This is a genomic window from Larkinella sp., assembly GCF_965227735.1.
Classification (GTDB): domain Bacteria; phylum Bacteroidota; class Bacteroidia; order Cytophagales; family Spirosomataceae; genus Larkinella.
This window is the reverse complement of sequence record NZ_OZ245776.1, coordinates 1773327-1785319: the sequence shown is the minus strand read 5'-3', so window position 1 is coordinate 1785319 and position 11993 is coordinate 1773327. Positions and strand designations below refer to the sequence as shown.

General features: G+C 56.6%; 4 protein-coding genes. 1 reads left to right on the top strand and 3 read right to left on the bottom strand.

Annotated features, from left to right (window positions below):
• Positions 1-213: 213 nt before the first annotated feature.
• From ACO064_RS06815 to ACO064_RS06805, 3 genes are read right to left on the bottom strand one after another with little or no spacing between them, the layout of a single operon-like run.
• Entirely contained in the window at positions 214-3474 is a 3261-nt protein-coding gene (locus ACO064_RS06815; protein ID WP_421826640.1) for a WD40/YVTN/BNR-like repeat-containing protein, read from the bottom strand.
• A 33-nt stretch (positions 3475-3507) separates the two neighbouring features.
• The gene (locus ACO064_RS06810; RefSeq protein ID WP_421826639.1) at positions 3508-4959 is read right to left on the bottom strand and encodes a SusD/RagB family nutrient-binding outer membrane lipoprotein; all 1452 of its coding nucleotides are present in this window, start codon (positions 4957-4959) and stop codon (positions 3508-3510) included.
• A 57-nt stretch (positions 4960-5016) separates the two neighbouring features.
• Positions 5017-8262: a SusC/RagA family TonB-linked outer membrane protein gene (locus ACO064_RS06805; RefSeq protein WP_421826638.1), complete on the bottom strand. Its 3246-nt coding sequence runs from the start codon at positions 8260-8262 to the stop codon at positions 5017-5019.
• Between the two features lie 719 nt (positions 8263-8981).
• Between ACO064_RS06805 and ACO064_RS06800 the strand changes: the two genes are divergently transcribed.
• A complete protein-coding gene (locus ACO064_RS06800; protein ID WP_421826637.1) occupies positions 8982-11993 on the top strand; it encodes an amidohydrolase family protein in 3012 nt (1003 codons plus the stop codon).

Here is an 11993-nt window from a genome sequence, read left to right as displayed (position 1 = left end):
TTCTGCTTGATCGAAATTGGACCGGCTGCGGCTGTCTACGGGTCAAAAATGGGATTGAAAATATCCGTGTACCGGGTTGTATAAACTGGGATGTAGCAAGCCGCCAGGGGGTAAAAATACGGATACAGCCGGAAGAAAAGAGGATCGACGCTAAAAAAAGTCCCCCGACGAAGCGGGTTCGTCGGGGGACAGGGTCTGACTATCGTACGGTTTTTACTCGGGTGTACCGGCGATGGGCGGGTATTCCTTGATGAAATCCAGGGGTGTTGCCTGCACTTTTTTGTAGTAGTCGGCCCACTGCTTGCTGAAGAACGCGTTCACTTTCGTAATGGTCTCGTTGCTAAGCAGCTCGGCCTGATCCACCAGCAGGGTTTCCGTTTTCGTTGGTGGATCGGTTCGGCGGCTGATGTATGAACTGGCCTCCTGAATCTTCAAAACCGGGGTCACCATATACACCCGACCGAAGCCCTGCCGGTCGCTTCGTTTGCCCACAATGCCTTCCCGGGCGGTTTTTAGCGAATCCTGAATCGAGAGCGTTGCCTTGCGCAGTTCGTCAAATTCCTTGCCTTTCTTCTGTTTCAGCCGCGACTTCACGGCTTCGGTTGCGTCGGTCGCTTCCTGAATCCGGTTGGTGATTTCCGTCAACTGCGCAATCGTTTTGTTCAGTCGGTTTTGCAATCCCTGCCGGGCCAGCGCGGCTTCCTTGTTGTAGGGCACGCGTGGGTCGGGAAGGATAGTCAGAAGCGTTGAGTCTTTAGCCCCCGCATACGCAAAAACCACCTTGTAGCGACCCGGTAAAGCCGGACTGCCGCCCGATGCTCCGCCCCCGCGCCGGGGTCCCGGCATGCTCGGCAGGTTGACGGCGGTTTCGGTCAGATTCCAGCCGATGCGTTGCAGGCCCAGCGTCGTGTCCGGTGCCTGTTTGAGCGTCCGAACCAGCTTGTTGGCTTCGTTGTAGAAGTTCACCACGATGGAGTCGGCTTTCGGAGCGCTGGCCAAAACCGGAGCAGGTGCCGTCGCCTGAACAGTCACAGCCGCCGGTTTTTTAGACTTTTTCACCGTTTCCACCGGCTCCGCAACTTTGTCGATGGCGGTTTTGGGTTTCAGATACAGATCCAGCACGGCTCCGGCGGGGCGGTTTGTGGCCTGATACAGGTCTTCGGCGTCTTTTCCGTAGCCCTGCGGACCCCGGTAGGTCGCCTGATAAGCCGGTGAGGGTTCAAACGCAACGAGCGGTTGTTCCAGTATTTTTCCCCCCGTGGCAGCCAGTTTTCTCAGGGGACGAATGTTGTCGAGCACATACAGCGAACGCCCAAACGTTCCGATCACCAGATCGGCTTCCCGTTCCTGAATCGCCAGATCCATCGTTGGCGTGGCTGCGGGCATCCCGTTGTCCCACTGCGTCCAGGTTTTTCCCTCGTCGATGCTGACCCACAACCCGTGTTCCGTTCCGGCAAACATCAGCCGGGGTTCGGTCGGGTCCTGCAAAAAACAGAGGGCATACCCTTTGGCCTCTTTCTCGCTCATGATGCGGGTCCAGGTCTGGCCGAAGTCCGTGGTCCGGTAAATATAGGGAGCCAGGTCGCTGCCCATGCGGTAGAGGTTGGCGACCACAAACGCTTCCCCAGCTTTGTGGCGCGAAGCCGTAATTTGCGGAATCCAGGCTTCTTTCGGCAAACCGGGAATCCGGCTGCTGAGGTTGGTCCAGGTCTTGCCGCCGTCGCGGGTCAGTTGCACATTGCCATCATCGGTCCCCACCCAGATCACGCCCTGCTGGAGGGTGCTGGGCGCGATGGTCAACACCGTGTTGTGGTTTTCGGCCTGCGTGGCATCGATGGTCAGCCCACCGCTGTCGTCCTGCTTCTGGTGCGCCGGATCGTTGAGCGTCAGGTCGGGCGAAACCGTTTCCCAGGTCATGCCTTTATCCGTCGACTTGTGCAGAAACTGGCTTCCTGCATAAATCGTTTTTTTGTCGAACGGGTCCAGCGCAAAACCGGTGTTCCAGTTAAACCGCAACCGCGTGTTCATATCGCCGATGATCGGTTTCACGAAGGCGGCACCACCGGTTACTTTGTCGTAGCGAACGATGTTGCCACCCTGCGACATGGCGTAGCCGTACCGGGAATCTTCGGGGTCGGGAATAACGTCGAACCCGTCCGCCAGAATCAGCGCCTGCCAGTGGCTGTTCCGAATGCCACCCGTATGAAACGTGTAGGCCGGTCCGGTCCAGGAACCATTGTCCTGCAAACCGCCGTAAATGTTGTACGGAATTTCGTTGTCGACGTTGACGTGGTAAAACTGACCGGCAGGAATGGCTTCGGGATTCGTCCAGGATTTGCCGTGGTCGCGGCTGATCGCCAGACCGCCGTCGTTGCCTTCGATGATCAGGTTGGGGTTTTCGGGATGAATCCAGAACGCGTGGTGATCGGAGTGAACCTGATCGGGCGTGGCCAGCGGTTTGAACGATTTGCCGCCGTCTTCGCTCACCGAGAGCGGTGCGCTGAGTTTGTAAAGCCGGGTTTCGACCTTCGGGTCCACGTAAATCTCATTGTAGTAAAACGGTCGATCGGTGGCAACGGCGGGATCGTCGGTCACGAGTGTCCACTTTTCACCGCCATCGTCGGAGCGGTACAGGCCGTTCTTTTTGGCTTCAACCAGTGCGTAGATTTTGTTCGGCGAACTCCGGCTGATGGCCAGCCCCAGCCGACCGAAATCGCCTTTGGGCAGTCCGTCGGCTTCGCCTTTTTTCTTCCAGGTTTTGCCGCCGTCGTAGGTAATGTACAAACCAGAACCGGGGCCGCCGGACGTAAAATCCCAGGGCGTTCGGCGGTGTTGCCACATGGCGACCACCAGTTTGCTCGGGTTGGCGGGGTCCATCACCATTTCGGCCACGCCGGATTTTTCGTTCGTATACAGAATCTTTTCCCAGGTCTGACCGCCGTTGGTGGTTTTAAAGACCCCGCGCTCCGGATGTTCGCCAAACGGAAAACCGATGACGCCCGCATACACGACGTCCGGGTTCATGGGGTCGATGATGATCCGGTGGATGTTGATGGTTTTTTCCAGCCCCATCGCTTTCCAGGTCAGCCCCCCGTCGATGCTTTTGAAAATACCGCCCCCCATGTTGACGGAATTGCGGGGGTTGCCTTCGCCCGTGCCGACCCACACCACGTTGGGATTGCTTTGCTGAATGGCCACGGAGCCAATGTTCAGGGTGGGCTGGTCGTCAAAAACCGGGGTCCAGGTGCCCCCGGCGTTTTCACTTTTCCAGACGCCCCCGGATGCCGCGCCGACGTAAATCAGATCGGGATTGCTGACGTGGGCATCGATGGCCGTGATTCGCCCACCCATCACGGCAGGCCCCACGCTGCGGGCTTTCATCTGCTTCAGGGACGCCGTCGGAACCGGCTGGGCCAGAACCGCCGAGATACTCAGCAGGAAGGCGAAGGCGAGTGTTAGAATTGGTTTATTCATTTTCGTAAGGATAGGATAAAAAAGGAGGGTCGATTACTTATAAATGGACAGGGCATCGAACGTGCCCGGCACCGGATTCGGGCTGTTGGGGTTCGAGTTCAGCTCGTTCTGCGAATAGATAAATCGCCCCGGGAGCTGGGTGCCGTTATTGGGCGTCAGCTTGATGCCGTACGCTTCGTTGCGGGTCCGGCGTTCGTCGTTCCAGCCGATGTGCTGACCGTAAAACGAGACGTAGCGTTCCTGCAAAATCTCCCGCAGCAGGGCGTTGTCGGCCGAAATGCCGTCCTTGTTTTCAAGGCCACCGGCGGCAAAATCAGCCGCTACGTACGGTTCGTATTTGTAGTTTCCGGCGGTTAGGTAGGTGGAACTGATGTAACCGCCCGTGTTCAGAAAAGCCCGGTATTTGTTCAGGTGATCGAGGGCCACCGCAAAGCCTTTCCCGGAACGCAGCGCCATTTCGGCCAGCGTCAGGCTGTTTTCCTGGAACGTAATCATCGGGAAGCTGGCACTCCGGGCAAAAAAACCGCTGGCGGTTGCCGTGCTGGACGTATTGGGTTCGATCCGTCCGGGGGTGTTGACGCCGTTTTCCAGGTAATAAAACCGGAACCGGGCGGTTTCAACGGTTTTGGCATTGCCCCGGTAAGCGGCACTGGTCGGATTCATGAGGCTCACGTTGTAGGCACCGACGGCGTAAATATCCCCGAGACGCTGGTTGGTCAGAAAGGAGAAGTAATGGTTTTCGTTCACGCTCGTCGTGGTTCCGTGGGGCGCATACAGCGAGTTGGCAAAGGCGCTGATGCCGCTCAGGGCTGCCGTGTAGGCCGCATCGTATTGCTTCGTGTCCGTGAGCAGCCGGGCTTTGAGCGTAAAGGCGACCTGTTTCCATTTGGTGGCGTCTCCGCCAAAGTGAACGTCCTCGGCCCCCACGGTTCCGATGCCGGCATCCAGGTCGGCAATGGCTTCGTCGACCAGCGCAATCAGCTTGGTGTAGACCTCGGCCTGAGGCTGGAATCTGGGGTTGGGGAATTTGACAATGTCGCCGGCTTCGTCGAACGGAATGTCACCCCACAGTTCGGTGCCCGTTGCCAGGGCGTTGGCGCGCAGGATCCTGGCAATCCCGATCATTTTCCGGTTGCCCAGTTCGGTGGCTTTCTCGATGGCAATGAGGGCGTTGGCGTTGGTGGCCTGAAAGACGAGGTTCCAGTCCGAATCGTAGACTCCGGCCGTTACGTTGTAGTTGAAGTAATCCCGCCACTGGCGGTCCGCGCCGGTCGTGTAGCCGCTCCAGATGGTGGTCAGGCGGCTGGCCATGCCTTCCTGGGTGGCAATGTTACCCAGTTGGGCACCGGTGAATACCAGCGTGGCGGGGGCGCTGGTCGGGTTGTTGGGGTCGACGTTCAGCCCGTCGACAATCGATTTGCAGGAGACGAACTGGAGGCTGAACAGAAAGGCAAAAACGGAAAACGGTTTATACATTCGCTTCATTTTCTTCCGGGTTGAGATGAATGAAAAGGGAAAACTGCGTGAAGAAATCACGGGCGATCAGTAATTGATTTTTACACTGAACAGCAGCGAACGCGTGTTGGGGCTGTTGAAGTAGTCCTGCCCCCGCGAGTTGCCCGTTCCGTTCAGACCGGTTTCGGGGTCGATTCCCACCACCTTTGTCCACAACACCGGGTTGCGGCCCGTGACCGTAAAGTCGATGGATTGCAGCCGGGTTTTCTGCCGGAATTTGGCCGAATTGAGGGAATAGCCCAGTGAAACTTCCCGCAGCCGCGTCCAGCTTCCGTCGCTGATAAACTGCTCGACCAGTGTGCTGAAGCCCCCGCCAATGGAGGTGTAATAGGCTTCATCGAGCAACACCGGCCCGGCTCCGAAATCCTGGATCTTCCCCCGAACTGTTGTTCCGGCGGCTACCACTTTCCCCGAATAATTTTTCAGATCCTGGGTCAGCGTTACATCCGTTCCCACGTCTGCGTGGGTGCCGAAATGGTACATCACCCCGCGCGTTCCGTTGTAGAAATCACCACCCTGCGAGGTTTCGAAAAGCACATTCAGGGAAACGCCTTTGTAGGCCAGGTTCGTACCAAATCCTCCGCGCCAGTCGGGATTGGGATTGCCGAGAACGCCGAACGACGACGCGATCTGTGGAAAACCGTTGGCATTCAGCGCCAGCGAGCCGTTTTCCGTTCGTTGATACACCCCACCATACAGCGACGACATCGCGTAACCCACTTTGGCCACCGTACTGGAGGTACTGCTGAAACCGCCCAGGGTGATGTTGTCGGTGCCAGCCAGATCGATCACTTCGTTGATGTTGCGGCTCCAGTTGGCAAAGACATTCCAGCTAAACGCGTTGCGGTTCAGGATGTTGTAGTTCAGTTCCAGTTCCAGACCCTTGTTCTGCATGCTCCCGGCGTTGGTGTATTTCTGCGTAAAACCGGTGGAACCGGCCGCGGCCACATCCAGCAGCAGGTCGACAATCTTGTTCTGGTAATACGTAAAACCGACGGAAAGTTTGTCGTTCAGGAAGCGCAGGTCGGTACCCAGTTCCCACTCGGTTTTCCGTTCGGGACGCAGGTTGGGATCGCCCTGCCGGTTGCTGCGGACAAAGGCACCATTGCCGTAGCCGGTGCCGCTGACGGGACCGCCCCAGCTCCCGAAGGAGGCATTCACAAACGTAGTCGTGTTCCGGTAGGCATCCGGCTGAACCCCCACCGTTCCGTAGGATGCCCGCAGTTTACCGAACGACAGGACGTTGTTACTCGCCAGTAACGGCAACTTGGTAAACTGCCAGGCCACGTCGGCCGACGGATAATAGAAGGTCGATTGCGACTCGCTTCCGAACGTAGAACCGGCTTCACCAGCCACCGACATGTTCAAAAATACCTGGTCATAAAAACCCAGGTTCAGGGATGAATACAGACGGGCGGTTCGGCGGTGGGTCGAGGTGTTGTACGGAACCCGGTTGGTGGCCAGGGCATTGCTGAAGTTTGCGGGAGCGTCCGGGATGATGAACGTGTTCAGCGTGCCGCCCAGGCTCAGGTATTTCCGGTCGTTGATGTTGAAACCGACGATCAGCGTGCTGGTGATGTCCTTGCCAAAATCCTTGAAAACCCGGCCAATCACATCCAGGTTCATCTCGGTTTCCTTGAGCATCTGTTCCTCAAAACTCCCCAAACCGCTGTTTACGGCGGAAGACACCGGCGAGTTGGTGATCCGCAAATCCGTGTAACTATCCAGACCGCCCCGGGCAGTGATGTCGAACCATTTGGCCGGTGTAATCAGCAATTCGGAACTCAGAATAAACCGGTCTACTTCCGTGGTGTTGGTCATTTCGTTAATCGCCCACAGCGGATCGTTGTAGACGGGGTTGGCCGACGCGCCGAGGTAATTTCGGAAGGAGCGTTGCCGGTTCGGAATCGGGCTGGCCGTTGGCGACGCGTAATAATTCCCCTTGTATCCCCGGTTGTCGTAATCGGGCGGAGTTCGGAGCATCCCGATGTACAAGCCGGCGACGCTGTTGCTGCGCTGCACCCGGTTGGAGGTCGTTCGGGCGTAGGTAGCGTTGGTGGAAGCTTTGAGGATGTCGTTGAACCGCCGTTCGGTGTTGAACCGAACCGACGTCCGCTTGTAGTCACTCTGCCCGTTCAGAATGCCTTTCTGACGCAGATCGCCGATGCTCAGGTAGAAATTTCCTTTGTCGTTTCCTCCGCTGATGTTTACGTTGTTATCGAGGTAAGTTCCTGTCCGGAACACCTGATCTCTGCGGATGTCGTTGAACGTTTCCTTCGAGTTTTTCTTGAGAATTGGATAATACGTCACGCCATTTTCCGCTTCAAACCGTTGGCCGGTCATGTTCAGTTCGTCGGCGGCTCCCGACCGGTCGGCAATCCGGTCGCCCCAGGTAAACGAACCCGTCGGGCTGTAGACGCCCCCCGCGCCCTGACCATAGGTGCTCTGCATCGGGTGCAGGCGGTTCGGTTCGTCGAACGAAACCGTCGAACTGAGCGAGACGTTGACTTTGTTGCTGTTGGCTCCTTTTTTGGTCGTAATCACAATCACGCCGTTGGCCGCCCGCGATCCCCAGAGTGCCGCAGCCGACGCGCCCTTCAGAACCTGCATAGAGGCAATGTCGTCGGGATTGATGTCGTTCAGACGGGATTGCTGGGAAACACCGGCCACACCGTCGCCCAGGGTGGAGTTACTGACCGGAATGCCGTCGACAATCACCAGCGGCTGGGTGGAGCCGGTAATGGTGTTCTGCCCCCGGATCTGGATGTAGGAACCCGCGCCCGGATCACCGGCGGAGCGGGTCACCTGCACCCCGGCGGCTTTGCCGGCCATGCTGTTGATCACCCCGGTTTCGCCGGAACGGACGATGTCTTTCGCATCGATCTTGGCGGCCGTAGCCCCGATTTTGTCGGCGTTTTCTTTAAAGCCTAACGCGCTGACCACCACCTCGCTGAGCGAAAGCGCTTCATGTTTGAGGGCGACTGAAATGAGGCTCTGATTGCCAATCGGAACCTCCTGCGTAACCATCCCGATGAACGAGAAAACCAGCGCGGCATCTTTGTCCAGATTGGTCGGAATGGCGAAGGAGTAGGCGCCTTCGGGGTTGGTCGAAACCCCGGTGGTGGTTCCTTTGAGCACCACGTTGACGCCGGGAAGCGGAGAATTGTCTTCACCGGAGGTAACAATGCCTTTTATAATCCGGGTTTGAGCCCAGAGCGGACTCGGGAGGCACGAGATAAAAAGCAATACACAGAGTAAAGGTACTTTTTTCATCGTTGGAAAGGAGTTAAAGTTGAACTGGTTTATTCGTGGATAGGGCACTAGGGGGTATTCCGGTGGTTTTGAAAGGCAATAGCTTTTCCAGACTGGTCGCGGCAACCAGCCAAGGCCGTCAGATGGATGGTGTGTGGTGTATTGATCGATCGTTCGCTTCCACTCGAACGGGGTGAATGGGCGAAATCAGTTCCAAACGTTTACCACCGGTGGGCGGGTGAGTCTACCGGAGAAAATTCTTTGTATTGTATGACTGAGAATTCGATACTTGCTCTCTTCAAGTGCGGCCAGAATCAAGCAGACGGGGTAAGAATCGGATTGTATTATTCCGTAATGATGACTCAAATATAGAAGCAAGTTTTAAAGTGTCAATAGTGTTCGGTAGATAATTTGTTATTTTTGTTGTAATACTGTTTATAGTTCAATAAAATACTGTATTATTCAAAATATTATATGTTTTATATTTTATTATTCAAAATATAATTTTTTATCGTTCAAAATATAATTTTCAAATTTTATCCAAAAACCGCTACCAAGTATGGATTTATTGCGTTAATATTAATCTGGCGATGAAGGCATTACTCATCTATCGGCGTGTTGCCCGAACTATTTTCTTCCGTCGTCCCACCTTGAATTTTACCGGCTTTTCTGCATACTAAAATACGCTTGTTCCTGTTCGTCCGGTCAACGGGCCCACTCCTTTTTTTTCGCTTTTGCTTATGAAGAATACCTACTTGTGCAAGCGCTTTGTCTGGCTATTGCTGGTGGCGAGTGTTTTTTCAAGGCCCGCTGCCTGGGCCGGAACCGCTGCCGATTCGCTGAAAATTACGGTGACTGAAGGCACCAACATGGCCGCCGTGCTTTCGCCCGATCAGAAAACCATCGCCATCGATCTACAGGGAACCATCTGGGTTTTGCCCGCTGGGGGAGGCACTGCGCGGCCCGTTACCGATGCCCTGGGCGATTGCCGACAACCCGCCTGGTCGCCCGACGGCAACTGGATTGTGTTTCACGCCTTCTGGGATGGTATCTACCACCTCTGGATGGTGAACAAAGATGGTTCGGGTAAAAAACAGTTGACCTTCGGGGTGTTCGACGACCGGGAACCGCATTGGTCGCCCGATGGCAAACACCTCGTGTTTTCGTCCGACCGAAGCGGCAACTACGACATCTGGCAACTGACTCTCGAAACCGGCGTGTTGACCCAACTCACCCGCAACCCGGCCAACGACTATAATCCGGCTTTCTCGCCCGACGGCCGGCAGGTGGCTTTTGTCTCCGAGCGAACGGATTCACCGGGGCTTTACCGGATCGATGAAATGGGTAAAGAACACCTGCTGACGGCCAGTCCGGCCAAACTCGCTGCCCCCGCCTGGCAACCAGACGGCTTGCAGGTTTTTTATAACATTCTGACCAAAAACCAGAGCGGTCTGGCCGTGGCGAGCGTCGCAACGGGCAGCAGCCAGATTCTGACCCCGCCCGCCGAAGACGTGTTCCCGTTCCGGATTAGCTGGGCTTCCGCGACTGACTACCTCTACACCGCCGACGGCAAACTGAAAAAGCAAAGCCTGAAACCAGCCCCAACCAGAGAGATTGCCTTTCAGGCGACAGTTTCGCTGGCCCGTACCACGTACCAGCGTAAACGCTACGATTTTGACCAGCCCGCTCCCCAACCCGTTCGGGGAATCAAAGGACCGACGGTTTCGCCCGATGGCAAACAGATCGTTTTTGCCGCCCTGGGGGATTTGTGGCTGTTGACGAATGGTGTTCCGCAGCCCAAAGCCTTGACCAGCGATGTCTACATCGAAGCCGATCCGGCCTGGTCGCCCGACGGCACGAAACTGGCTTTTACGTCCGACCGGCAGGGCAACATGGATCTCTGGGTGCGCGACCTGAAAACCGGTGAAGACCGTCGGCTGGTGGATTTGCCCGACGACCTGAACTTTCCCGTCTGGTCGCCGGACGGCAGCCGGATTGCTTTTTATGAGGGCGACCCGCGCAACGTCTGGGGGCGGGGTACGCTGAACCTCGTGGACGTTCGAACCGGGCAGGTTGAGAAATACCACGAATCGGTTTTTGTGCCGAGCCAGCCGAGCTGGTCACCAACGGGCAAAACCATCGCCTTGTCGGCGCTGGATGTCTATTCATCGCGCTACCGGGAAGGCGTGACCGAAATTTTACTCGTCACCATCGACGGAAAAGCCGACGGCAACAGCGATCGGCACGTGTCGCCCGTTCCGGATCGGTCGCTGGGGACGCGGGGGAAAAACGGCCCGGCCTGGTCGCCAAACGGCCAGTTTATGGCCTACATCCTCGACGGTTTGCTGTGGGTCAGTCCGGTCGATGCGCTGGGGAATTTTACAGGCCCGGCAAAACGGCTCACCAACGAACTGGCCGATTCGCCCAGTTGGACCGGCGATTCACAACGTTTGGTTTACCTCGCTACCGACACACTCAAGCAGGTGTTTCTGGCCGACGGGCGCATCGAAACCATTCCGATGAACTTTACCTGGCAAATCAAAAAACCGCTGGGCCAGACGGTCATTCATGCCGGGCAGGTATTCGACGGACGCACGGCTGCGTATCGCAAAAATGTGGATATTCTGATCGAAGGCAGCCGGATCAAGGCGATTGTGCCCCATCAGGCGGGTCGGGCGGGTAAACTAATCGATGCGTCGGACAAAACCGTTATTCCGGGTTTGTTCGAAATGCACACCCACCAGAGTGCCATGAACGGCGAACCGCAGGGGCGGTTGTGGCTGTCGTACGGCATTACATCGCTGCGGGAAACGGGTGCCGATCCGTATGATGCGCTGGAGCGAAAAGAAGCCTGGGCCAGCGGTCGGCGCATCGGACCGCGCCAGTTTTTTACCGGCGGTCTCACCGATGGAAGCCGGATTTACTACGGATTGGCCACCAGCATTGCGTCGGGGGCGCAACTCGAACTGGAATTGAACCGCGCCGTCCGGCTGAATTTTGACCTCATCAAAACCTACGTCCGGATGCCGGACCCCATGCAAAAGCGCATCACGGCGTTTGCCCACGCCCACGGCATGCCGGTTTCGTCGCACGAAATCTATCCGGCCATGAGCTACGAAGTCGATGCCGTTGAGCACATTGGCGGCACCAGTCGGCGGGGCTATTCGCCCAAAATCACGGGCATGAACCGGAGTTACCAGGATGTGATTCAATTGCTGGCGAAGTCGGGCATGAACATCACACCGACGGCTTCGCTCCAGGGCGGTTTTTACGTGATGGCTGGCAAAGATCCCGCGTTCTTCGAAAACCGGCAGTACAAGGCGTTTTATTCGGAACGGTTTACGACCTCACTCCAGGCCGGGGCGTCGCAGATTACCCGAATCAATCCGGGCTATCTGACTAATTTTCGGAATCTGCAAAACACAATAAAGGCCCTGGTGGCTGCGGGGGCACACGTCACAACGGGAACCGACAGCCCGTTTGTGCCGTATGCGATGAGTCTGCACACGGAACTTCAGACATTTGTCGATGCAGGTCTGACGCCCTTCGAAGCCCTGCGTTCGGCGACACTCCGGGCGGCCGAAGCGGTGGGCGTGAGCAAAGACCTGGGGTCGCTGGAGCCGGGGAAACTGGCTGATCTGGTGATTGTTACCGGCGATCCACTCGCCACCATCCGGGATGCCTGGAACGTGGTGAGCGTCGTCAAAAATGGAGAGGTCCACACGCTCGACGATTTGCTTAAAAAACCGTGA